Annotated in this window: 21 protein-coding genes; 4 read left to right on the forward strand and 17 right to left on the reverse strand. The window is 38.8% G+C overall.

What is annotated here, in order from left to right; genetic code table 11:
• Positions 1-90: 90 nt before the first annotated feature.
• The 3 genes from EJF25_RS06695 to EJF25_RS06705 form a co-directional block, all read right to left on the reverse strand.
• Positions 91-414 carry a heavy-metal-associated domain-containing protein gene (locus tag EJF25_RS06695; protein ID WP_125040596.1) on the reverse strand — a complete coding sequence of 108 codons (324 nt, stop codon included), beginning with the start codon at positions 412-414 and terminating at the stop codon, positions 91-93.
• Between the two features lie 36 nt (positions 415-450).
• Positions 451-2667, reverse strand: a complete 2217-nt coding sequence (locus tag EJF25_RS06700; RefSeq protein WP_125040597.1) for a TonB-dependent receptor — start codon at positions 2665-2667, stop codon at positions 451-453.
• Positions 2668-2814: 147 nt separating this feature from the next.
• Positions 2815-3213, reverse strand: a complete 399-nt coding sequence (locus EJF25_RS06705) for a hypothetical protein (RefSeq protein ID WP_125040598.1) — start codon at positions 3211-3213, stop codon at positions 2815-2817.
• Between the two features lie 186 nt (positions 3214-3399).
• Between EJF25_RS06705 and EJF25_RS06710 the strand changes: the two genes are divergently transcribed.
• The 4 genes from EJF25_RS06710 (at position 3400) to gcvP (ending at position 8645) form a co-directional block, all read left to right on the forward strand.
• Positions 3400-4251: a DUF3298 and DUF4163 domain-containing protein gene (locus tag EJF25_RS06710; RefSeq protein ID WP_125040599.1), complete on the forward strand. Its 852-nt coding sequence runs from the start codon at positions 3400-3402 to the stop codon at positions 4249-4251.
• Between the two features lie 38 nt (positions 4252-4289).
• A complete protein-coding gene (gene rsmG / locus EJF25_RS06715; protein ID WP_125040600.1) occupies positions 4290-4910 on the forward strand; it encodes a 16S rRNA (guanine(527)-N(7))-methyltransferase RsmG in 621 nt (206 codons plus the stop codon).
• 21 nt (positions 4911-4931) lie between these two features.
• A complete protein-coding gene (locus tag EJF25_RS06720; RefSeq protein WP_125040601.1) occupies positions 4932-5570 on the forward strand; it encodes an MBL fold metallo-hydrolase in 639 nt (212 codons plus the stop codon).
• Between the two features lie 177 nt (positions 5571-5747).
• The gene (gene gcvP, locus EJF25_RS06725) at positions 5748-8645 is read left to right on the forward strand and encodes an aminomethyl-transferring glycine dehydrogenase (protein ID WP_125040602.1); all 2898 of its coding nucleotides are present in this window, start codon (positions 5748-5750) and stop codon (positions 8643-8645) included.
• A gap of 236 nt (positions 8646-8881) precedes the next feature.
• On the opposite strand, the gene EJF25_RS06730 is transcribed toward gcvP, so the two are convergent.
• From EJF25_RS06730 to EJF25_RS06795, 14 genes are all read right to left on the reverse strand, one after another.
• Positions 8882-9451 (reverse strand): nitroreductase family protein, encoded by a 570-nt coding sequence (locus EJF25_RS06730; RefSeq protein ID WP_125040603.1) that lies wholly within the window; start codon positions 9449-9451, stop codon positions 8882-8884.
• 158 nt (positions 9452-9609) lie between these two features.
• Positions 9610-10695: an HpaII family restriction endonuclease gene (locus EJF25_RS06735; RefSeq protein ID WP_125040604.1), complete on the reverse strand. Its 1086-nt coding sequence runs from the start codon at positions 10693-10695 to the stop codon at positions 9610-9612.
• Positions 10696-10707: 12 nt separating this feature from the next.
• The gene (locus tag EJF25_RS06740) at positions 10708-11316 is read right to left on the reverse strand and encodes an IMPACT family protein (RefSeq protein WP_125040796.1); all 609 of its coding nucleotides are present in this window, start codon (positions 11314-11316) and stop codon (positions 10708-10710) included.
• Between the two features lie 1125 nt (positions 11317-12441).
• Complete coding sequence (locus EJF25_RS06745; RefSeq protein ID WP_125040605.1) at positions 12442-13689, reverse strand: DUF1015 domain-containing protein; 1248 nt, start codon at positions 13687-13689, stop codon at positions 12442-12444.
• Positions 13690-13828: 139 nt separating this feature from the next.
• On the reverse strand, positions 13829-14749 hold the full coding sequence (locus EJF25_RS06750; protein ID WP_125040606.1) for an NAD(P)-dependent oxidoreductase: 921 nt from the start codon (positions 14747-14749) through the stop codon (positions 13829-13831).
• A gap of 102 nt (positions 14750-14851) precedes the next feature.
• Positions 14852-15919 (reverse strand): 3-phosphoserine/phosphohydroxythreonine transaminase, encoded by a 1068-nt coding sequence (gene serC, locus EJF25_RS06755; RefSeq protein WP_125040607.1) that lies wholly within the window; start codon positions 15917-15919, stop codon positions 14852-14854.
• Between the two features lie 577 nt (positions 15920-16496).
• Positions 16497-17831, reverse strand: a complete 1335-nt coding sequence (locus EJF25_RS06760) for a DEAD/DEAH box helicase (protein WP_125040608.1) — start codon at positions 17829-17831, stop codon at positions 16497-16499.
• A gap of 40 nt (positions 17832-17871) precedes the next feature.
• A complete protein-coding gene (locus tag EJF25_RS06765) occupies positions 17872-18054 on the reverse strand; it encodes a hypothetical protein (RefSeq protein WP_125040609.1) in 183 nt (60 codons plus the stop codon).
• 384 nt (positions 18055-18438) lie between these two features.
• Positions 18439-19713, reverse strand: coding sequence for an NADH:ubiquinone reductase (Na(+)-transporting) subunit F (gene nqrF, locus EJF25_RS06770; RefSeq protein ID WP_125040610.1), 1275 nt, complete (start codon positions 19711-19713; stop codon positions 18439-18441).
• A gap of 18 nt (positions 19714-19731) precedes the next feature.
• On the reverse strand, positions 19732-20358 hold the full coding sequence (nqrE, locus tag EJF25_RS06775; protein ID WP_125040611.1) for an NADH:ubiquinone reductase (Na(+)-transporting) subunit E: 627 nt from the start codon (positions 20356-20358) through the stop codon (positions 19732-19734).
• A gap of 128 nt (positions 20359-20486) precedes the next feature.
• The gene (locus EJF25_RS06780) at positions 20487-21122 is read right to left on the reverse strand and encodes an NADH:ubiquinone reductase (Na(+)-transporting) subunit D (protein WP_125040612.1); all 636 of its coding nucleotides are present in this window, start codon (positions 21120-21122) and stop codon (positions 20487-20489) included.
• A gap of 21 nt (positions 21123-21143) precedes the next feature.
• Positions 21144-21818, reverse strand: a complete 675-nt coding sequence (locus EJF25_RS06785; RefSeq protein ID WP_200832878.1) for a Na(+)-translocating NADH-quinone reductase subunit C — start codon at positions 21816-21818, stop codon at positions 21144-21146.
• A gap of 13 nt (positions 21819-21831) precedes the next feature.
• On the reverse strand, positions 21832-23001 hold the full coding sequence (locus EJF25_RS06790; protein ID WP_125040614.1) for an NADH:ubiquinone reductase (Na(+)-transporting) subunit B: 1170 nt from the start codon (positions 22999-23001) through the stop codon (positions 21832-21834).
• Between the two features lie 54 nt (positions 23002-23055).
• Positions 23056-24405, reverse strand: a complete 1350-nt coding sequence (locus tag EJF25_RS06795) for a Na(+)-translocating NADH-quinone reductase subunit A (protein ID WP_125040615.1) — start codon at positions 24403-24405, stop codon at positions 23056-23058.
• Positions 24406-24814 lie beyond the last annotated feature (409 nt).

Below are 24814 nucleotides of genomic sequence, written 5' to 3' on the forward strand. Positions count from 1 at the left end.
TATTTAACCTCTCCCCTTCCTTCACCAAAAAGGAATTGAGAAGAGGCTGTTCTTTTATTTATAAACAAGCAGATACGGGTCTTTGTTCGATTACTTCTTATCTGCTTTCTTATCTTCCTTCTTTGTTTCTTTTACAAATTCCGCTTCATATTCGAACTTCTTAAAACCAGCCTGCAAGTTCTTTACATTCGTCTTTTCAGCATCATAAGTGATGGTTACCGTTTTTGTCTTCAGCTCGGTAGCCAGTTCTTTTACACCCTTTTCGAAGCGTATGTTGTTTTTCACTTTCCGTTCACAATTTTCACAGTGCATCTGAGATACTTTGAATACTGCTATACGGATATCTTTTGCCATTACGGCTGTTACACCTAAAAGAGCTACGATACATGTAGCCATCCATCTTTTTGTTTTCATTGTCTTTCTCTTATTCGTTTAAATATTATATAATTATCAATTTCTTGCCAAATTAAATCGTACTCCGATATAAGCTTTTGCTCCATGTACAGGTCCCCATATCATCGTTGAATCGAAATTATCTCCCCAAGGATTCGAAGCATCTATTATAGGATTCTTCTGCTTAAAATTAGTAAGGTTCTCCCCTCCTACATAGATAGACCAACGACGAAAATAACGGGTTATCTGTGCACTCACTTGTTCGAAACTACCATAGCGGCGCTCCCAGGACAGTCTTCCATCCGTCAATTCATAAGGGGACGGCATTCTGCCACTACCATTAAGCTGAAGCGTAGCATCAAATTGCCAAATTCCCATTGGAGTCTGGTAGGAAGCAGTCAATAGCCCCTTATACTTACTCGTCAGAGGCTTTTCCATCCGCTGACCTTTATAGGTAGTTTGTACATCTGTCAATCGATAAGCCCCAGTCAGTGTAAATCCTTTGAAAAAAGGATAGCTCGCTTCTATCTGGAATACATGAGAATAGGAACGTCCATCCAAATTATAAAAAGAGACTTCATGCGGATTACTATCCATGTCCACAATTACTTGTTTCAGAAAGTTTGTGTAATAATATTCTGCATTGACATTCAATGTCTTTCCAAAGATTGGAATATAAGTAGCTACGCTGGCCCCATAGTTCCATGCTTCCTCCATATCCAGATTTTGGGCTATCGCAACTTTTCGACTACTAGAGAGTAAGTAATTGTTTTCAGCTAAAACATGATTTGTCCGATAACCTTTTCCGGCTGAAAGGCGAAAATGAACATATTCATTCGGATTATATTTAAGGTGTGCACGCGGAGTCATAAAAAATCCATGCTCGCTACTGTAATCTCCACGCAAACCTGCCATAAACATCCACTGGTCATTCAGATTTAGTGTATATTGCACATAAGCTCCGGGCACAGCTTCTTTATCAAAAGCTTTACGCAAGAGCCCTTCTGCATCATTTTCCAAACGGTAATGTTGATCGAATGCATCATAATTAAAACTCAATCCTGCAGAAATACTATTCTGCTTATTTAATTCCGTCTCAAACATTAATGAAGCATACAGATTGGTCTGGTCCACATTATAAAGTTTCTTTCCATATAATGCATCTTGATTATGCCAGGTAGCAGATAAAATCAACGCTAAATTAGTGTTTTTCTCTTTATTAAAAATATAAGCATTTTTGGTAAAAAGCTCATAACGCTCCGTATCAATGCCGACTTTATATAAGTCTGAAGCTAACATATTTCCATGATGAGTTTGTCCACTGTTACGACTTTCGGATAATGCCTTAAATCCCGCCTGGAAAACATAATGGTCACCCATGTATGCCCAACGGTTCCATATATTATATTGTTCCACTTGCGGAATATCCACAAAACCATCATTATTGCCATCATGCGCTTTAGTCTCATTTTCGTAATGTGCCAATAGAGAGGTACTCCAACGTTTGGAAACCTTTAGAGTAGCATCTGCATTCGCTTCATAACGGTTGGTAGAACTCGCAAAAAGATTGGCAAATACCCAATCAGCTTCCGGCAATTGCGGTTTCTTAAACTCTACATTAATTTGCCCGGTAATGGCTTCATAACCATTTTTTACGGAAGAGGTTCCTTTTGAGACCTGTATACTTTGCATCCAAGGCCCGGGAACATATCCTAATCTATAAGGAGAAGCAGCTCCGCGATAGTTCGGAATATTCTCTGTAAGCATTTGTACGTAGGTACCGGACAAGCCTAAAAGTTTTATCTGCTTTGCTCCTGTCGCTGCATCCGAGTAGCTAACATCCACTGAAGGATTCGTTACAAAACTTTCTCCCAGATTACAACAAGCTGCTCTGCTCAATTCCGCACTAGTTATGATATCTTCATTAAGAACACTATTACGTATCTTCATTGTTCCCATTTTGCGTCTAACGACACTGATTTCATTTAGTTCTACTCCATCTTGAAGTACAATATCCAACTCATCATTCTTACCGCTAACATGAATCGTATCATTCCGGAAACCAATAAAACTTACCACCAACATATGTTCTTTTGCTGGTTTATAAATAGAAAAGCTACCATCTTCTTTTGTGGTTACACCTTGTCCTGTAGTCAACCAAAAAATATTTGCTCCAGGAACCGGTTCTCCAGTATTATCTTTTACTATTCCTCGCACTTGCGCACAGATATTGAATGCTAACAGCGAGAATAAACTTAATATTATATATTTCATTTATTTTATTTTCGAGATACAAAAATAGATTACTTCTAATGCAACCAAGTTGCATTACTTTATTCTTAGTCTAATTGACCAAAAGTAAAACACAGATTAACGCCGAATCCATTCAGGAATCCACGTCAGAAAAATATAAGATGTAAGCTAAATGATAAGTACAGAATGTAGTGCCAACCTCTGTCGAGGACAGCCATGTGGCGGATCCCAAAAACGAGAATAGACCTCCGAATAGTCCATACATATCGAAGCCATCCATTCATTTATCTGTCCATAAAATAATGCAATCACCGGAACAGAAACTGTCATCTCGGAAGTGTGCTTCATCAAATCAATCTTGTAGATAGTAGCTGTACAGCCTTCTTCCTTACAATCTTTCTTTGAATCACAAGAATGAACTTTTCGGCATTTAGAACAACCATCCATACAACAGTTCTGTGCACTCTCACAACGAACACAGCAATAATGCATAATAGACACCCCTACTCCTGAATAAATTATCAGAAGAGAAAGAAACATTACTGTTATGTAAGATAGTTTTTTCATTATGGGAACAAAGATAGTCATAAAAATAGAGAGCCCTATATTTTTAACAATAATAATGAGAAAGATCGATATGCCGTTCGAAATACCTAATATTTTTCCTTTTTTATTCGTCGGATTCGGTAAATTCATTTATATTTGTCGATAAGGAAAGAGACAACAAATATAGAATTTATAGTAAAAACGAATATGAAAAAACAATATGTCAGCCTGCTTGCGATTATCCTTTCGGCTAGCGGCTTTTTGTTTTCTTGTCATGACAAGATGAACAAAAATACAGGAGCATTAAAATTCGATAGTATTCAGGTAAACGAAACTGTACATCTCTTTAATGATACAGCTAAACCTGCATGTAACATAGTTGTTAATTTCACTTATGCTGTCAAGTCATCAGATCCGGTTTTAAAAGACAGCATCAACTCCTATTTCATTTCTACTTTCTTCAGTGATAAATACATTGGAGAACAACCTAAGAAAATCGTGAAAGAATATACAGACGAATATATCAACACATATCTTCACGACCAAGAACCGATGTATCTGGAAAGTGAAAAAAACAAAGATGACGAATCGGCAATAGGATCATGGTATTCTTTCTATAAAAGTCTTGAAAGTCGTGTACAACTTTATGAGAAAGACCTTCTCGTTTACCGTATTGACTATAACGAATACACCGGAGGGGCTCATGGTATGTACATGACTACTTATCTAAATATGGACCTTACCTTAATGCGTCCGCTTCGTCTGGACGATCTTTTCGTTGGAGACTACAAAGATGCGCTGACTGACCTGATTTGGAATCAATTAATGGCCGAAAACAATGTAACGACCCATGAAGCTCTAGAAGACTTAGGATATGCTTCTACCGGAGACATTACCCCTATAGAAAACTTTTATCTGAGTAAGGATGGTATTACCTTCTACTATAATATATATGATATCACACCGTACTCCATGGGACCGGTCAAAGTAACGATCCCTTTCTCCATGATGGAGCACTTGTTAGGTAGCAATCCGATTCTAGGAGATTTGAAAGGCTAAAAAGTCATAATCGATAAATTATAATTCAAAACAAGAAAGTGGAAATCATTCTTAAATATTTTCCGAATCTCACGGAAGAGCAGTTCAAACAGTTTGCCGCTCTATACGACCTCTATATTGATTGGAATTCTAAAATCAATGTGATCTCTCGCAAAGATATCGAGAACTTATATGAGCATCATGTACTTCATTCATTAGGTATCGCCAAAGTGATCAAATTCCATCCCGGCACTAGTGTCATGGATCTCGGTACCGGGGGAGGTTTCCCGGGCATTCCTTTGGCAATTCTATTTCCTGAGGTAAAATTTCATATGGTAGACAGTATTGGTAAAAAAGTACGTGTAGCAACAGAAATAGCCAATGCTATCGGATTGAAAAATGTCACTTTCCGTCATGCGCGTGCCGAAGAGGAAAAACAACAGTTTGATTTTGTTGTAAGTCGTGCCGTTATGCCTTTGGCTGATTTAATAAAAATCATAAAAAAAAATATATCCCCCAAACAACAGAACGCTTTGCCTAACGGATTAATCTGCCTTAAAGGCGGCGAGCTGGAACATGAAACAACGCCATTCAAGCATAAAGTCGTGATGAGCAACCTCAGTGACAATTTTGAAGAAGAATTCTTTAAAACCAAAAAGGTAGTGTATGTCCCACTTTAAAGAGAAATCATTATTAAAACCATGAAAATAAAGAGATTTGAATTTAATATGTTTCCTGTAAACTGTTATGTTATATGGGACGAGACTAAAGAAGCCGTGGTTATTGATCCCGGTTGCTTTTATGATGAAGAGAGACAGACTTTAAAGAACTTTATCCTTACCAATAATCTGAATGTAAAGCATTTGCTCAACACTCACCTACACTTGGACCATATTTTCGGCAATCCGTTTATGCTGAAAGAGTTCGGGCTGTCGGCAGAAGCTAATAAAGCGGATGAGTATTGGATTGACGAAGCTCCGAAACAAAGCCGTATGTTTGGTTTCCAATTACAAGAAGAACCTGTTCCATTAGGTAAATACCTTCATGATGGAGATATCATAACTTTCGGGAATACAAAACTGGAAGCCATTCATGTACCAGGTCATTCCCCAGGAAGTTTGGTTTATTATTGCAAAGAAGATAATTGTATGTTTTCAGGAGACGTATTATTTCAGGGAAGTATCGGTCGTGCTGACCTCACAGGCGGAAACTTTGACGAACTAATAGAGCATATTTGCAGCCGTTTGTTCGTACTTCCCAATGAAACAGTTGTTTATCCGGGACACGGTGCGCCCACAACTATCGGCATGGAGAAAGCTGAGAATCCATTTTTTAGGTAAAATGCTTCTGAAGCTACCTGATAATAGTAATAATCAGAAAATGAAAAAGCATGGAGCTGACTAAAAAGATAGAATCATTTATCTTCCTTACTATAAATATCTATAGGAAATACAAACAATGAATATTCAGACTTTTTAGTCAACTCCCCAAAAATAAGACTTTAAATTAATACATGTATGGACAATACAGAAACATCCAGAAATTCCTTCTCCTTTGTCGGAGAAAACTGGGGAACAACTTTTGCTAGCCGTCATATCGGTATCAATGAAGAAGATATCACTGTGATGCTTCGTAAAATTGGTGTGAATTCATTAGACGAATTGATTGACCAAATAATTCCTGCCAATATCCGACTAAAAACACCATTAGCATTGACACCTCCACTTACGGAGTATGAATTCAGCCGCCACATTTCAGAGCTTGCAAACAAAAATAAATTATATGCTACCTATATCGGTATGGGATGGTATAATACCATCACTCCTGCCGTAATCCAACGAAATGTATTTGAAAATCCTGTATGGTACACATCCTATACTCCTTATCAAACGGAAGTATCACAAGGACGATTGGAAGCACTGATGAATTTTCAGACAGCAATCTGTGACCTCACAGCCATGCCACTAGCCAACTGCTCGTTACTGGACGAAGCGACTGCTGCTGCCGAAGCTGTCAGCATGATGTATTCCTTGCGATCACGTGCACAGCAAAAAACAGGTGCAAATGTCGTTTTTGTCGATGAAAATATCTTTCCGCAAACATTGGCAGTAATGACCACGCGTGCCATTCCCCAAGGGATTGAGTTACGAGTTGGGAAATATAAAGAATTCGAACCGACACCGGAAGTTTTCGCTTGTATATTGCAATATCCCAATTCTAATGGAAACGTAGAAGACTACGCTGCATTTACTGAAAAAGCGCATACCGCGGAATGTAAAGTTGCCATTGCAGCAGATATTCTCAGCCTTGCTTTATTGACTCCTCCGGGAGAATGGGGGGCAGATATCGTATTTGGAACCACACAACGTCTTGGAACACCAATGTTCTATGGAGGTCCTTCAGCTGCTTATTTTGCTACACGCGACGAGTATAAACGAAATATGCCGGGACGAATCATCGGATGGTCTAAAGATAAATACGGAAAACTCTGTTATCGCATGGCTTTACAAACCCGCGAACAGCATATTAAACGTGAAAAGGCAACCTCAAATATCTGCACAGCACAAGCTTTACTGGCTACGATGGCAGGTTTCTATGCAGTTTATCATGGGCAAGAGGGTATCCGAACGATTGCATCACGTATCCATAGTATCACTGTTTTGCTCGAAAAACAACTGAAAAAACTTGGTTATACACAAGTCAATGCAAACTACTTTGATACTCTTCGTTTCGAACTCCCTGAACAAACTTCCGCTCAACAGATACGTACTATTGCACTAAGCAAAGAAGTCAATCTACGTTACTATGACAACGGAAATGTCGGCTTCAGCATTGACGAAACTACAGATATTGCTGCTACCAACGTATTACTTTCCATTTTTGCCATCGCTGCCGGGAAAGACTATCAGAAAATAGAAGAAATTCCCGAAAAATGGAATATTGACAAGTCACTAAAACGTTCATCATCTTTTCTGACGCATGAGGTATTCTGCAAATATCACACAGAAACAGAAATGATGCGATATATCAAACGTCTGGATCGGAAAGATATATCACTCGTACAATCCATGATTTCACTAGGATCGTGTACAATGAAATTGAATGCAGCAGCAGAAATGCTACCTCTGAGTTGTCCGGAATTTATGAGTATGCATCCGTTCGTTCCCGAAGAACAAGCAGAAGGCTATCGTGAATTAATCAATAATCTTAGTAATGATTTAAAAATTATCACTGGATTTGCAGGAGTAAGTCTACAACCTAATTCAGGTGCCGCGGGAGAATATGCAGGCCTTCGTGTTATCCGTGCCTATCTCGAAAGTATCGGTCAGGGACATCGTAACAAAATATTAATTCCTGCTTCAGCTCATGGAACAAATCCGGCTTCTGCTGTTCAGGCAGGTTTCGATACAGTTATCTGTGCATGTGATGAACATGGAAATGTGGACATGAATGACCTTCGTGCAAAAGCAGGAGAAAACAAAGGCGAGTTGGCTGCACTAATGATTACTTATCCCTCTACACATGGTATCTTTGAAACAGAAATAAAAGAAATCTGTGATATTATCCATAGCTGTGGTGCACAAGTCTATATGGATGGTGCAAACATGAATGCACAAGTCGGACTTACAAATCCGGGATTTATCGGTGCAGACGTTTGTCACTTAAATCTACACAAAACATTCGCTTCACCTCACGGTGGAGGAGGTCCAGGGGTAGGTCCTATTTGTGTAGCTAAACATTTAGTTCCTTTCCTCCCTGGACATAGCATTTTCGGTAATTCTCAAAATCAGGTATCTTCTGCTCCGTTCGGTAGTGCAGGTATTTTGCCTATTACTTATGGATATATTCGAATGATGGGAACGCAAGGTCTTACTCAAGCTACCAAGATAGCTATTTTGAATGCTAATTATCTGGCTGCTTGTCTAAAAGACACTTATGGAATAGTTTATCGGGGGGCTAATGGTTTCGTAGGTCATGAAATGATTCTGGAATGTCGCAAACTGTACGAAGAAACCAGAATATCAGAGAATGATATTGCCAAACGTCTCATGGATTACGGTTACCACGCACCTACCCTATCCTTCCCTGTTCATGGTACATTGATGATTGAACCGACTGAAAGTGAGAGTCTTTCTGAACTGGACAATTTCGTGAATGTAATGCTCACTATCTGGAAGGAAATCCAAGAAGTGAAAGATGGCGAAGCAAACAAAAACGACAATGTATTGGTGAATGCTCCTCATCCGGAATATGAAGTAGTCAGTGATCATTGGGAACACTGCTATTCACGGGAAAAGGCAGCATATCCGATTGAAAGCGTACGTGAAAATAAATTTTGGGTAAATGTAGCCCGGGTAGATAATACACTGGGAGACCGCAAGTTATTAGCAACACGTTACGGATCATTCGAATAGATTTTCTATCTATCAACAAAACAAAAGAACTGTTCCAAACAGATACTTTCTGTTATAACTAATAAAGTGCACCTTAAAAGTAGATAAACAAACTTATAAGGTGCACTTTACATAAGCCCTGGGATTACATTGACTGATCCCAAGACTTATGTTTTTTCATCCCAGATCTTTTTAGAATTCATTCCTGAACTCATGGATGTTCATCCCAGAGGTTATTGAAGTTATGCAGGAATCTCTTATTTTACAATCGTCACCGTTCCGACTTTTACTGTCTTTTCTTTCTTCGGTATCTGCGGATCGGCAAATCCCAATGCAACACAACCGTATACCTTATGATTTTCAGGAACACCTAATGAGGTAATAAATTCCCGCACTTCCGGATCATCGCAAGTTGTTCCAAGTTGATTAATCCAGCAAGAACCAATACCCAAGGAAGTAGCGGCCAAAAACATATTTTCAATAGCACAAGCACAATCCATACCAGCCCACCATTGAGTAGATTCGTTAGATACAATCACTAAAGTTGGCGCATGATAATAACAACAATAGCTTTGATTATGTCCACGTTCCTGCATACGTTGGTCATCACTTTTGGCAAATGCCCCTTTGATGCAGTTATTCAATTCAGTCAGTTTATCAGCGTTTTGAATAGCAGTAAAATGCCATGATTCATAATGCATTCCGTTTGGAGCATATGTAGCTGCTTCCAAAATAGTTTGCAAATCCTCGTAAGATATTTGCTGATCTGTATAAGCTCGCACACTACGACGTGCTTTAATATTTTCTAAAACTTCATTTGTCTTCATACTCCTTATCTCATTTCATTTCTGTACAAACTGTTTTTACTTCTCCTGATACTTCCGGTTCCATTACAATATAATTCAAGTCCATTCTCATACGAATAATCCAGATAACACAATTATATACAAAACCAGTTTTTTCCCTATGATTTATTCAGTTACACTTATCGTTTCGTCAACCCAATCTTAACATTCAACTTGAAATAATACGTACCATTCTCTTTTTCCAGGAAGCCGTATTTATCTTTATCCAACGATCCTTTCTCCAAACGTGAATTCCGGAAAAGAAAATCTTCCATCACCTGTTTTTCTGATTTATGATAACATAGCACATTGCCACCTCCATCCATTAGTAATATCCCTTCTACAGCAGAATCCTGCCCGTTATATATTTTTGCAGGACGCATCCCCAACGCCAATGCCATAAGGAACTGCTTTATCTTAAACTCATAAAAACAATGTTTATTTATCAATTCATTTTTTATCTTTAAAGGATTGATTTGCTTAATAAGCTCAGTTAATTCACTGATACGAGTCACATCATCTAAGTGCATAATACGTACCATTTCAGCCAACACTCGTGGAAAATGTAAATCAATCATCGACAAATTACTACGAAATATCCGATCGGCTACATCCGAATATTTAAGCACACCACCCAAACGTTCAATCATCATGATTCGCTCAGCCACCTCAGTCGGCGATTCCGGTAATGCATTAATCTTATTTACTGTGGGGGTAGCAAATTTGATTCCACTCTGTTCCAACTTCAAGTTTGCTGCACGTCCCCCATCTAGCAACGGATTCATAACACTCAACCGCGAGCGTACATTAAATCCGCTCAGAGGTGCTTCAGGATGCCAGAAAGCAATAGAAAAATCTGTGCGGTCTTCCGTCTTCGCCTCCAAATCAAAGATAGCCACTTCATCCAGAAACTCTTCCACCCCGTCAGGAGAAGTTACTTCATTCTCCGATGAACTCTTTACGGCCTGTAATATCAAATCTGCTACTATACTAAAATCTTCACGAGGTATAGATTTTGTACTGTTATCGCTTTCGATACGAATATCTTCTTTTTCTATATAATAACGACGTGTACCATCATGTTCTTCTCGCTGAATCATAGCGATAGGCCAACATACACCTCCTTTTTTCACATCAACTGTACCTAATGCTACTTTTCCGTCAGCAAGTAAACGGAAGAAGGTTACTAGTTCACACCATTCTCTTTTTGTTGCTTCAAATGCCATATATTTCTGTTCTCATTTTTTATCCATAATACGTGCTGTTTCCACCTTTTCCAACCTTGCACGCAACTTTGACATCATCGAACGACGGATTCTCAACGTCATACTGCAATCCATATCATAGGTTTGACTGATAATCTCCGGTTCTTCTTCTTTCACGATACGCATGATGTCATTCATAAAAGGATATTCAAACATTACCGTTACTTCTTCATCAACTGTTTTTTCTATAATAGTTGCAGCCGCAATTGCTTCGGCAGCAGCAGCTTTATAAGCTACAATCAAGCCACTTGTACCCAACTTAATTCCTCCGAAATATCGAACTACAATAATCAGAATATCAGTCAGTTCATTCGAATTTATCTGTCCTAGTATTGGTTTACCTGCAGTTCCGGAAGGTTCTCCATTATCGTTTGCACGAAAATCTTTTCGCATTGCTCCCAACATGTATGCATAACATACATGACGGGCATCATAATATTTCTTCTGATACGTTTCAAGATGTGTCTTAATTTCATCGATCGTACGCACAGGAAGGGCAATAGCAATAAACTTGCTTCGCTTTTCTGTATAAATACCTTCGGAAGGTTCGACTATGGTTTTATAAGTATCTTCAGCAGTCATGGTGCAAAGATACAGCTTTATTGATAGAATTCCATCTCTCACCTGGAAATTATTGTTTACTCAACAGGAACTTAAACAAGTTAAAAAATGCCTTGCAATTTTAGAAAAAACTCATATAGTCTTATAAAACAGTTTTCTAAAGAAACAAAGCCCGACTCTCAGATTCTGGGATGAATACAATAATAAACAAAATGTCTAATAGAAAGATACGGTATTGTTCTTCTAGCTTTCAGCTTAAATTTAGTTACCAATGTCTCTTGAACCCACATTATCATTATCTGTATTAGAACAATTGAAAGGAGGTACTAGACTTCTTTGGAAGATATATTAGAGTTACTCAAAAGATGTACTAGAGTTGTTTGAAAGATATACAATAACAGATCGAAAGATGTACATGACTTGGCTGGAAGATGTACTTAGATTAATCGTTTTTTTCACAAGATACGACTGTTCTTCTTTTGCAGATCGAGAAGTCAGTAGAACTGGATTGAACACTCGACTTTATTGAATCAAATACTTTAATTACTAATGAAATGTTTAACTTCAAACCTTTCAATGTTCTGTGATAAACTATTCGATCTTTTTTTTAATCACAAACGAGGTTTGAAACAAACATTGAGAAGATTATCATGAAAAATTTCAATCATTCTTTTAGAAATCCTGTCTACGGAAAGTAAATGAAATCTCTTTTCTGTCATGTCATATTTTACTGTATATCGTTATCAATCTGAGAGATATAATGAAGGAACATATTTATACCACTTTCTATTGTCGTAAAAGATTCAACCCGAAGAATGAGACATACAGAAAAGGAACTAAATCTGCTTCTTCATCATAAGTAATTATAACACATATAGATAGAACAAAATATGACGATGAATGAAAATGAAATAGCAATTATCAAATGAATGATTTTAGTATATGTTTTCCTAAAAAGAAACTATATATAAAACAAATAAAAAAATGAACGGTTAATCCGATAACTTCATACGGTTAATTTAATAACATTATACGATGAATTTAGTAACATTATACGGTCAATCATATATAAATGAGAGCAGTCAATTCAATACAATTAATAGGATGATTATGATGAACTGACCGCTCGAATTTATAAAAGTTCTCTTAGTCTAACTTATGAATCACTAACCCGGAGCGTAGTTTTGGTTCAAACCAAGTAGTCTTTGGAGGCATGATATTACCAGTATCCGCAATATCCATCAATTGTTTCATTGATACTGGATAAAGGGCCAAAGCTACTTTCATTTCACCACTATCTACTCTTTTCTTCAATTCTCCTAAACCACGAATACCACCAACAAAGTCAATGCGTTTATCAGAACGGAGATCTTTAATTCCTAGAATTTCATCCAATATCAGGTTAGAAGAAATGGTCACATCAAGTACTCCGATAGGGTCATTGTCATCATAAGTACCAGTCTTTGCAGTTAAGCTATACCACTTTCCCTCCAGATAAAGAGAGAAATTGTGTAAACCTGACGGTTTATAAATATCAATTCCCTCCTCTTTCACAATAAAGTTTTTCTGTAAAGCTGCCAAAAACTGTTCTGGAGTCAATCCGTTGAGATCTTTCACGACACGGTTATAGTCAATGATAGTTAGTTGATTTGCAGGAAAGCAAACGGCCATAAAATAGTTATACTCTTCATCCCCACAATGGTTTGCATTCTGCTTCGCTTTTTCGGCACCTACCAATGCAGCAGCTGCAGAACGATGATGCCCATCGGCAATATAAAGAGCCGGCATTTTTGCAAATTCAGAAGTGATAGTAGCAATATCTTCATCCTGATCTATAATCCAGAATGAATGACCAAAACCATCACCCGGAGCGATAAAGTCATAAACAGGTTTATTAGCTACATATTTCTTAATGATACCATCCAGTTTCACATTATCGGGATAAGCAAAGAAAACAGGTTCGATATTGGCATTATTCACACGAACATGTTTCATACGGTCTTCTTCTTTGTCACGACGTGTCAGTTCGTGTTTCTTGATAACACCATTCATGTAATCAGGTACATAAGCACCGACTACCAGCCCATATTGGGTTTTGCCGTTCATCGTCTGGGCATAGATGTAATAGTTCTCTTTTACATCCTGTACCAGCCAACCTTTGTCCTGGAAAAGTTGGAAATTCTCAGCAGCTTTTTCATATACACGCTCATCGTGTTCATCCGTACCGACTGGGAAATCTATTTCAGGTTTAATGATATGATAAAGGGACTTTTCGTTACCTTCCGCTTCTACGCGGGCTTCTTCGGAGTTCAGTACATCATAAGGACGTGAAGCAACCTGCTCAACCAGGTCTTGTGGAGGGCGAATGCCTTTGAAAGGTTTAATTATAGCCATGATATTAGGTATTTTATATGAAAAATTAAAAGCCACAGACTTATTGAAAATCTGTGGCTCAAATATACTACTTATTTCTATAATAGACGTTTTGTAGTGAACTGTTTTTATTCAAAATACTTACTAATGACTTTGAATATTACTTATTCACTCTGAATTTCTCGCAACCGTCTTTTAGGAAACCTACGATTTGTTTAGCAGCAGCAATACCTGCATTGATATTTGCTTCGGCTGTCTGTGCACCCATCTTCTTAGGAGTTGAGAAATAACGTCCTGCAAATTTCTCTGCAAATTCAGCATTAGCAGCAGGCATAATGTCTGTAAGATACTTAAAGTCAGCACGTTCTTCCATCAACTTAATCAACTCTGCTTCGTTGATAACTTCCTTACGAGCTGTGTTTACCAACATAGCACCTTTCGGCATATCTTTCAGCAAAGCATAGTTAATAGAGTTTTTAGTTTCAGCAGTTGCAGGAATATGAAGAGATACTACCTGACAAGTCTTATACAATTCTTCTGCTGAATCAAGTGCTTTTACACCATCTTTTTCGATCACGTCCTTCGGGCAGAATGCATCATAAGCGTACACTTCCATTCCGAAGCCTTTTGCTACGCGTGCTACATTGCGACCTACGTTTCCGTAAGCATGAATACCCAATTTCTTACCCATCAATTCAGTACCGGAAGTTCCGTTATAGAAGTTACGAACGGCATAAACCATCATGCCCAAAGCTAATTCAGCTACAGCATTAGAGTTCTGTCCCGGAGTATTCATCACACATACACCATGGGCAGTAGCAGCTTCCAAATCTACATTATCATATCCCGCACCTGCACGAACAACGATTTTCAATTCTTTGGCTGCATCCAATACTTCGGCATCAATAATATCACTACGGATAATGATAGCATTAACATCTTTCACTGCGTCCAACAGTTGAGCTTTTTCTGTATATTTTTCCAGCAAAGCAAGTTCATAACCTGCTGCTTCTATTTCTTTACGAATACCGTCTACAGCAACTTTTGCAAACGGTTTATCAGTAGCTATAAGTATTTTCATAATCTAATTCTATTTATAAAGACTCACCACAGATTACGCAGACTTCTTCAGATTATTTTATTCAATATCCGGAAATCCACGTAACCTGTGGCGAAAATAATATTAATGAAGTTTCTCAAATTCCTGCATACAGTCGATCAAAGCCTGTACGCTTTCTTTCGGCATTGCATTGTAGCAAGATGCACGGAAACCACCTACCGAACGGTGTCCTTTGATACCTACCATACCTCTTTCTGTAGCAAACTTCATGAAGTCAGCTTCAAGGTCTTTGTATTCAGGCGCCATTACGAAACAGATATTCATGCGTGAACGGTCTTCCTTAACAGCAGTGCCTACAAACATTTTGTTACGGTCGATTTCTGCATATAGCATATCAGCCTTTTCGATAGCACGACGTTGCATTTCTTCTACACCACCTTGTGCTTTGATCCAACGTAAATTCAGCAATGCTGCATAGATAGGTACTACTGGAGGAGTGTTGAACATAGAACCATTGTCAATATGTGTCTGATAATTCAACATAGACGGAATGTAACGGGAAACTTTACCTACAGCATCATTCTTTACAATTACAAAAGTAAGACCTGCAGGAGCCAAGTTCTTCTGTGCACCACCATAGATACAGATATATTTAGAAACGTCAATCGGACGTGAGAAAATATCAGAAGACATATCAGCTACCATAGGAACAGGAGAGTCAAGATCACTCTTCAACTCAGTACCGTAAATAGTGTTATTAGTGGTAATATGGAAATAATCTGCGTCTGCCGGAACTGTATAATCTTTTGGAATGTATGTATAAGTGGCTTCAGCAGAAGAGGCAACTTCGACAACCTCTCCGAATCCTTTCGCTTCTTTCATTGCTTTCTTAGCCCAAACACCAGTGTTCAAGTAAGCAGCTTTCTTTTCAAGAAAGTTGAAAGGCACCATGCAGAACTCCATACTAGCTCCTCCACCCAAGAACAATACCGAATAACCTTCGGGGATATTAAGTAATTCCTTGAATAAGGCCACTGCTTCATCAACCACAGGTTGGAAGTCTTTGGCGCGGTGGCTGATTTCCATCAGAGAGAGACCAGAGCCGTTGAAATCTAAAATAGCCTTCGCTGTATCCTCTATCACCTCACGCGGAAGAATGGAAGGTCCTGCATTGAAATTATGCTTTTTCATTTGAAGTTTGTTTTTGGTTTAACAATTTCGTTAGTTTATGTCGTTAGACCCTGCGAATTTACGAATTAATTTCCGCCACACAAATCTTTCCTTATAAAAATACTGTTTTAAAGCAGATTTCTCTTTCTTTTTATTGGTTTATACAGGATATATACACCATATTGTTATCTATACATATCAAGTTAGGGATTTTAGACGAAAATAAAAACTTGCTAGAAATATTGATATGAAAAGGCTTTTGATATAATTATAAAAAGAAGATTGAGGAATATTAAGATTCGGATAATGACTCAAAAATACCGATCTCTCAAATTACTCCATTCTCACTAATGCCTAAAATTACAAAATCTCTGCCTAAAAGTATATATTTAGACTTAATATATCTCCTATTAAAAGATACATATATTTCTACGGAACTAGCGTTCCCCAAAAATATGATACTATTTTTGACAACCTTCTAATAATATAACAACATATAAAAACGTCATATTAGTGTAAGTTCAATAACCAACCCATATAACGTTTAAACACCTCATCAATTACGAGGCAAATCCCAAAAGCATTTATTACCTCTTTTTTATTTGGCTTCTTCAATAATGGTTTTCATTCCTTTGATCTTCTCGCCTTGAATAAGATTTAATAATTGCTTCACCTTAGTACGACGAATTGCCACAAACGAATAATGTTCTTTCACATCAATGGCTCCAACATCTTCGCGACTTAGATTACCTTTTTTATATAAGAATCCGGCAATATCGATTCGGCTCAATTTTTCTTTCTTTCCTTTACCTATATATATAGTAGCCCAAACCGATTTCGGAGGACGAGGAGGAGACTCCGGTAATACTACCGTTTCTATGTCTTGCGAAATATAGGATGGCAATTTCTCTTCTTCATTAAGAATCAGATATGAAGTACCTGTTGCATCCCAACGGGCAGTACGACCATTGCGATGTGTAAACGCTTCTTCATTCACAGGCAAATGATAATGAATGATATGCTCAATTTCAGGTATATCAAGTCCACGTGCTGCAAGATCGGTAGAAATCAGAACATGACAACTGCCGTTACGGAATTTATATAATGCACGTTCCCGGTCGGGCTGTTCCATTCCTCCATGAAAACGTTCAGTAGACAATTTTTTCTCTGCCAATAATTTATGTACACGATCTACAGCATCCCGATGATTGCAAAAAACAATACTCGAACTACTGCCCAATGTACAAAGCAGATTATAAAGCGTATCTACTTTATCTTTCGAAGGAGATATTACCTTCATCAAAGTCAAACGAGAATCTCGCTCCTCAGAAGTTTCCGGAAGGAAATTCAATTTAACCGTTCGGTTTAATCCTGTAAATTGAGGGATCTCTTCAGCATCAGTAGCAGACAAAAGAATCCGTTTCTTTAATCCCGGTAGTTGATTGATAATCTCTGCCATTTCATCATGAAAACCGAACTCCAACGATTTATCAAATTCATCGATAACCAATGTATGGATAGTTTCTGGATTGAAATTTCCTTTTGATAAATGATCAGTGATACGTCCCGGTGTACCTATAATAATAGCAGGATGATTACCTGCAATACTTTTCTTCTCTTCAGCAATAGGATGTCCACCATAGCAGCAACAAGTCTTCCAGGAAGTATCCATTGATTTGAAAACAGTATCTATCTGCAAAGCTAACTCACGTGAAGGAACAAGAATCAACACCTGTACACTGTTATCACCCGATTTCAGAGTGAGCAACAAAGGTAACAGATATGCCAAAGTCTTGCCTGAACCTGTCGGCGACAAGAGAATCACATCTTTCTTGCCCATAGCTTGTTCAAGAGATGCTTCCTGCATCGGATTCAGCGCCTCAATATTCAAATTACGAAGGGCTGACTCTATTATTTCATTATTCTGTAACATGAAAACAAAGATATGAAAAGAAATGAAGAATGAAAGTAAATTATGATATTTTAGCCATGCCTGTTAATATGTAACGACCTTTTAAATCATGTTCCTTCATATAAATTACAACCTCCGCCCGGCAGGCTGATACCAAGGCATATCCTGTAAGATTCTCATTGATAGCTTTGGTAAACGAATATTCTGTGTCATTGTGGATAAAAGATATACGGTGATATTCCATAACATAATGTATTTAAAAGATCAATATTGGTGTCAAATGTACAAAAATAATAGATAATATTAATAAAGAACAGGAAACTATATTTGGAATCCATATGAAATTTATCAATTAGAAATGAAAGCGAAAAGCAAAAAAATAAACGGGAAATCTGAAAGACATGATTGTCTTTTTCAGATTTCCCATTAGTCTTATATGCTATATTTCTGATGAATATTCACTCAGGAAAATAGACTCTTTTATTCTAAAACTGTTCTTTCCATATTACAGTACATACTTCGTTTCTAAAACGATGCCTCAAGTATTTTTAATTCAACTCTCAACTTACATACTAAAAGCAGCAAAGAACTATTTTTGAAGTTTTACAAGTTCAGGCTTGTTCGAATATTATCCTCCGAAGTTATCGAACATCAAGTTCTGTGCCGGAACGCCCAGATCGTCAAGCATCTTCTCAACAGCTTTGGACATCGGACCAGGACCACACATATAATATTCAATATCTTCCGGTGCTTCGTGATTCTTCAAATATGTCTCATAAATTACATTATGAACAAATCCCGGAGTATATTTCACACCTTCTGCATCAGCTGCAGGATCCGGACGGTCTAGTGCCAGATGGAATGTGAAGTTCGGGAAGTCTCTTTCAAGCTGCAAGAAGTCTTCTAAATAGAATACCTCGTTCAAAGCACGTGCACCATAAAAATAAGACATTTTACGATCCGTAATATGCAATGTCTTCGTCAAGTGCATGATTTGTGCACGCAACGGAGCCATACCGGCACCACCACCAATCCACATCATTTCTTTCTTAGAATCTAAGATTGGATGGAAATCTCCGTAAGGACCACTCATAATCACCTTGTCACCCGGTTTCAGGGTAAAGATGTATGAAGAAGCGATACCCGCGGGTACATCCATAAATCCAGGACCTTGATCTTTCGGTTTAAACGGTGGAGTAGCAATACGTACTGTCAGCATAATACGGTCACCTTCTGCCGGGTAGTTAGCCATAGAATAAGCACGAATTGTTTCTTCGTTGTTTGTACACTTCAGACCAAACAGACCGAATTTCTCCCAAGCCGGCAAATATTCCTCACCGATCAGACTCTTATCAATGTCTTTATTGTAATCCATTGTATATTTAGGGATCTTGATCTGTGCATAAGATCCTGGGATAAAGTCCATATGCTCGCCCTTAGGCAGTGCAACAATGAATTCCTTGATAAATGTAGCAACGTTCTTGTTAGAGATAACTTCGCACTCCCACTCTTTTACGCCAAGTACAGATTCATCAATCTTAATAGCCATATCGCCTTTCACCTTTACCTGGCAACCCAGACGCCAGTGGTCTTGTTGCTGTTTGCGACTGAAATGAGGGACTTCAGAAGGCAAAATTTCTCCACCACCTTCAAGTACCTGACATTTACACTGACCACAAGAACCCTTACCACCACAAGCGGATGACAAGAATATTCCGTTTACAGACAGTGTGTTCAGCAAAGTAGAGCCGGAAGCTACTTCCAGTTCTTTTTCGCCATTAATTGTAAGTTTCACGTCTCCTGAAGGTACCAAGAATTTCTTGGAAACCAACAAGATGATAACAAGCAGCAGAATAACCACAAGGAATACCCCAATGCTCGCTAATATTAAATTCATATCCATTGTTTATTCCTTTCTTTATTAGATGTTCAAACCAGAGAAACACATAAATGCGATGGCCATCAAACCTACTGTGATAAATGTGATACCCAAGCCTTTCAAAGGAGCAGGTACATCAGAGTAAGCCATTTTCTCACGGATAGCAGCCAAACCAACAATAGCCAGCAACCAACCGATACCTGAACCCAGTGCGTAAGAGAGTGCATCCCAAATGTCACCAATATATTTCGGATCGCTCGGAGCCAGGTTGATACGCTGTTGCATGAACAGCGAAGCACCCATGATGGCACAGTTTACAGCAATCAACGGCAAGAAGATACCGAGCGAAGCATACAGCGACGGGCTGAAGCGCTCTACCACCATCTCTACCAATTGCACGATACCGGCAATAACGGCAATGAAAAGAATAAAACTCAAGAAACTAAGATCAACACCTTCGATGATAGCGTTAGCTGCCAACACCTTAGTTTGCAATAAGTAATTGACTGGAAGAGTAACGATCAACACGAAAGTTACAGCAATACCTAGTCCTACGGCAGTCTTCACATTCTTCGATACAGCCAAGTATGAGCACATACCCAAGAAGAATGCGAATATCATGTTGTCCACAAAGATGGAGCGGACGAATAAACTTAATAAATGTTCCATATCTTTAAATTAAGAATTAAGAAAGAAGAAGTCAGATTGAAGAAAGCACTACGAACAGTAACATAAAAGTGTACACACTGCGCAGTCCCAATTCTTCGTTCCTCATTTTTCATTCTTCATTTATATTATTACTTTTCTTGCAGTTCTTTGTGACGTGCACGTTGATACCAGATAATGCAAGCTACGATAATCAATGCCATCGGCGGCATCAACATCAGACCATTGTTTACGTATCCAGTTTTCTGAATCGGTTCATAGTTCAAGATGTTGAAACCAAGCAATGTTCCCGAGCCAAACAGTTCGCGGAAGAAAGCTACGATTACCAAAATTTTTGCATATCCCAAACCGTTACCCACACCGTCAAGGAATGATTCCCAAGGGCCGTTTTGCATAGCAAATGCCTCTAAACGTCCCATCAAGATACAGTTTGTGATGATCAAACCTACGTAAACAGAAAGCTGTACACTTACATCATAAGCAAATGCTTTCAGGATTTCACTTACGATAGTTACCAAAGCTGCTACAACCACCAACTGAACGATGATACGTATACGGTTAGGAATGGTTTTGCGCAACAGTGAAATAACGACGTTAGAGAATGCAGTAATCACTGTTACTGAAAGTCCCATCACGATAGCAGGTTCCAGTTTAGCGGTTACAGCAAGTGCCGAACAGATACCCAACACCTGTACGGTTACCGGATTATCCATTCCCAGCGGAGCAGAGAATACTTCTTTATTTCTCTTTGAAAACAACTGTCCCATATTCTTATTTCTCCTCCTTTATTATTTAGTTAAAAAACTCAAGTAACTACTCAGACAAGCCTTCAACATGGCATCCACACCCACTGATGTGATTGTACCACCGGAAATACCGTCTACCTGATAATCAGGTTTCTCTACCTTACCATTCTTAGTAACGCCAAGAGCGACAGCACCATTTTCTATTGTTTTCTTGCCTTCAAACTCTTTTTGGAACCAGTCAGTTGCAATTTCAGCACCCAGACCCGGAGTTTCACTTGCATGTGAGAAATAAGTACCATAAACAGTATCTTTATCTTCGTTCAGTGCAACATATCCCCAAATAGCCCCCCAAAGACCGGCACCGTATACAGGAACTACATATTTAGTCTGACCGTCTACTTCGCATACAAATACGTGCAAACGTTGATTCTCTTTTGCTTCCTTCTCGTAGTTGGTAACGAATTCACCTGTATTTTCAGCCAGCGTACCATCTACGTTCATCAGCATATCACCTTTTACATATTTCTTATATTCTGCATCCGCATCTTCCACATTCTTGATGTTCAGAGCAGCGAGAATTTGTTTCTTAGTATCCAACTGTACATTCTTACTTTGCGTTTCTCTTAAAGAAGAACTAACGAATGCCAGCAGGAATGCAACGATAACAACCATTACCGAAGCATAAATGATAGTATAACTATTACTATTCGTATTCATTTTCATTCGGTATTTATTGGTTAGACTTTACAGCGCGTTTTTCGCGACGAGTGATGTTGCTCTGTACTATACAGTAGTCAATCAACGGAGCGAAGATGTTCATCAGTAAGATTGCGAGCATCATACCTTCCGGATAACCTGGATTCAGTACGCGGATAACGATAGCCATTACACCAATCAGGAATCCGAAGATATATTTACCTGTTTCTGTACGTGCAGAAGTTACAGGGTCAGTAGCCATAAACACAGCACCAAAGCAGAAACCACCTAATACAAGATGTTCGTACCAAGGCATGTGAGCCATTGCAGTGTCAGGACCAATGGTATTAAATACCCAAGCCATGAATGCACCACCAACAAATACAGAAATCATTGTCTTCCAGCTTGCAACACCTGTCCACAAAAGGATAGCAGCACCAATCAGGATGGCGATCACACTTGTTTCACCGATAGAACCCGGGATTAGACCTGTAATCATATCCAGACTAAATGGAGGAACTGCACCGGTTGTTGCAGCTTCACCCAATGGAGTAGCTACGGTCAATCCGTCTACAGCCTGTCCCATACCAAAGATACTGTCACCAGATACCCAAACGGCATCACCGGACATCTTAGTCGGATAAGCGAAGAACAAGAATGCACGAGTAATCAATGCTACGTTGAAAATATTCATACCTGTACCACCAAATACTTCTTTTGCGAAGATTACAGAGAATGCAGTAGCTACGGCAAGAATCCACAACGGACAGTCTACCGGAACAATCATCGGGATCAGGATACCAGAAACCAAGAATCCTTCCTGAATTTCTTCCTTCTTCCATTGAGCTACAACAAACTCAATACCCAGACCTACTACATACGATACAATAATTTTAGGCAATACAGCCAAGAATCCGTAGATAAACATTTCGATGAAGCTGCCAGTAGCACCTGTATGAGTGAAATGTTGGTAACCTACGTTGTACATACCGAACAACAAAGCCGGTATTAATGAGATAACCACAATCGACATGATACGTTTACTGTCGATGGCGTCGTGTATATGCGTTCCCGTTTTCGCAGTCTTGTTGGGCACGAACAGGAATGTTTCGAAGCCGTCGAACACCGACTGGAATGCGTGGAATTTGCCGCCCTCTTCAAAGTTCGGCTTTATCTTATCGAGATAATTTCTTAACGCTTTCATTAATATATTTACAATTTTACGATTTACAATTTACGATTTGCCATACGAACATTATTATGCCATTTCTGCACGAAGCATGTCAAGTCCGGCACGAACGATGCGTTGCAGTTCCATCTTTGAGGAGCAAACGAATTCGCAGAGAGCAAAGTCTTCAGGAGCTACTTCATAGATACCCAGTGCTTCCATACGGTCGATATCAGCAGCAATGATCGCTTTAATCAGATATTCAGGCAGAATATCCATCGGGAATACCTTATCATATTCACCAGACATGATCATGTGACGTTCGCCACCTTTCACACGTGCATCCAATGTGTATTCCTTTTTGGCCATCAGCCAGCTGAAATAAGAGTGGTTAGCACTGTATTGATTAAAACGAGGCATAATCCATCCCAACATTTCGTGAATTTCATCACCTTCAGGAATCACAGTCAGTTGGCTGTCGAAAGCCCCAAGGAATCCGTTTGGAGACACTTGTTTACCTGTCAATACATTACCACTGATGTATCGCAAATCTTTATCAGTTGTTACGTTACCAGCAAAAACGTTTGTCAACAATGCACCTACCTGAAGTTTGCAATATGCAGGTTTCAACACTTCGGAACCTGTAACAGCTACAGTACGTGTAAAGTCTACACGACCCGTATTAAAGAGACGGCCGATAAAAATAACAGCTTGAGGATCGATAGTCCATACCGTTTCACCTTTAGATACCGGATCCAAATGGTTGATTTGAACACCTACATTTCCAGCAGGATTCGGACCATCAAATGCAGTAATGGTAACGTTCTTAGCCTGAGTCAGAGCAGCAGCAGTTTGTTTCACGCTGATATTCAGGTAAGTTTTTGCCATTTTGGCGAGAGCATCAAGACCTGTTTGGAAGTTTGTCTCTTCTCCTTTCAAGGCAAACTCGAAGTCGGGAGCCAATGGATTGGTGTCGAATGCAGAAACGAAGATTCCTTTCGGAGTAACCGTCGGATCAGCAATGATGGCATACGGACGTTGTTTGATAAATGCGAAAATTCCTGCTTCCAACAAAGCAGTTTTCACAGCATCAGCATCCATAGAAACCACATTCTTTTTACCGAAATCTTCGTAGTCTTGTTCAGCAGCAGCTTCCACTACGATGTTTAATACTTTACGGCGGGCGCCACGTTCTACGCTCGTCACTACGCCACTTACGGGCGAAACAAATTTCACTTCAGGATGATTCTTGTCGATAAACAAGGGTCCACCGGCCATCACATACTCCTGCTCTTTCACAACTACTTTCGGTGTCACTCCAGGGAAATCATCGGGTACAAGTGCGTAGAATCCCGGTTCCTTCACTGTTGCATACGTCTCAGCAGCTTTTCCTTTCAGGTTTATGTCAAGGCCTTTACGTAACTTTATTACATTTGCCATGCTATATAAAATAATGGTTTCATAAATTTGCCGCAAAAGTAATAAATAATAATGTGATTCAAGAGGAAAAAAGAGAGGAATTACGGAGAAATTTCCGTAATTCCTCTCGTGTTCGTACACGCTAGTATTATTCCTCTGTTTTGAAGTAAATAAAAGAACTAAAGAGAAATCGCAGAAAGCCTTTATACATGGTATATTCAAGTAAGGTTTTAGTAGTTCCCACTTGAGAGAGCTCTTTAATGCAAACTTTTTTCTTTACTTATTCTTCCATTTCACTAAAGGATAGAAGTCACTTCTACATAAATAGACTTCCTTCTTAAATACTTTGACATGATACTCTGATGGATATCTGTAGGACAAGAAAGAGGCAAACTAGTGTCTTTTAGGGAGTATCCCCTATTGAATATAT

The organism is Bacteroides faecalis, assembly GCF_003865075.1.
Taxonomy (GTDB): Bacteria; Bacteroidota; Bacteroidia; order Bacteroidales; family Bacteroidaceae; genus Bacteroides; species Bacteroides faecalis.

Coding starts and splice junctions, on each gene's coding strand:
- EJF25_RS06695 (WP_125040596.1), bottom strand. CDS start 414: ATGAAAACAAAAAGATGGATGGCTACATGTATCGTAGCTCTTTTAGGT.
- EJF25_RS06700 (WP_125040597.1), bottom strand. CDS start 2,667: ATGAAATATATAATATTAAGTTTATTCTCGCTGTTAGCATTCAATATC.
- EJF25_RS06705 (WP_125040598.1), bottom strand. CDS start 3,213: ATGAAAAAACTATCTTACATAACAGTAATGTTTCTTTCTCTTCTGATA.
- EJF25_RS06710 (WP_125040599.1), top strand. CDS start 3,400: ATGAAAAAACAATATGTCAGCCTGCTTGCGATTATCCTTTCGGCTAGC.
- EJF25_RS06720 (WP_125040601.1), top strand. CDS start 4,932: ATGAAAATAAAGAGATTTGAATTTAATATGTTTCCTGTAAACTGTTAT.
- gcvP (WP_125040602.1), top strand. CDS start 5,748: ATGGACAATACAGAAACATCCAGAAATTCCTTCTCCTTTGTCGGAGAA.
- EJF25_RS06730 (WP_125040603.1), bottom strand. CDS start 9,451: ATGAAGACAAATGAAGTTTTAGAAAATATTAAAGCACGTCGTAGTGTG.
- EJF25_RS06735 (WP_125040604.1), bottom strand. CDS start 10,695: ATGGCATTTGAAGCAACAAAAAGAGAATGGTGTGAACTAGTAACCTTC.
- EJF25_RS06740 (WP_125040796.1), bottom strand. CDS start 11,316: ATGACTGCTGAAGATACTTATAAAACCATAGTCGAACCTTCCGAAGGT.
- EJF25_RS06745 (WP_125040605.1), bottom strand. CDS start 13,689: ATGGCTATAATTAAACCTTTCAAAGGCATTCGCCCTCCACAAGACCTG.
- EJF25_RS06750 (WP_125040606.1), bottom strand. CDS start 14,749: ATGAAAATACTTATAGCTACTGATAAACCGTTTGCAAAAGTTGCTGTA.
- serC (WP_125040607.1), bottom strand. CDS start 15,919: ATGAAAAAGCATAATTTCAATGCAGGACCTTCCATTCTTCCGCGTGAG.
- EJF25_RS06760 (WP_125040608.1), bottom strand. CDS start 17,831: ATGTTACAGAATAATGAAATAATAGAGTCAGCCCTTCGTAATTTGAAT.
- EJF25_RS06765 (WP_125040609.1), bottom strand. CDS start 18,054: ATGGAATATCACCGTATATCTTTTATCCACAATGACACAGAATATTCG.
- nqrF (WP_125040610.1), bottom strand. CDS start 19,713: ATGGATATGAATTTAATATTAGCGAGCATTGGGGTATTCCTTGTGGTT.
- nqrE (WP_125040611.1), bottom strand. CDS start 20,358: ATGGAACATTTATTAAGTTTATTCGTCCGCTCCATCTTTGTGGACAAC.
- EJF25_RS06780 (WP_125040612.1), bottom strand. CDS start 21,122: ATGGGACAGTTGTTTTCAAAGAGAAATAAAGAAGTATTCTCTGCTCCG.
- EJF25_RS06785 (WP_200832878.1), bottom strand. CDS start 21,818: ATGAATACGAATAGTAATAGTTATACTATCATTTATGCTTCGGTAATG.
- EJF25_RS06790 (WP_125040614.1), bottom strand. CDS start 23,001: ATGAAAGCGTTAAGAAATTATCTCGATAAGATAAAGCCGAACTTTGAA.
- EJF25_RS06795 (WP_125040615.1), bottom strand. CDS start 24,405: ATGGCAAATGTAATAAAGTTACGTAAAGGCCTTGACATAAACCTGAAA.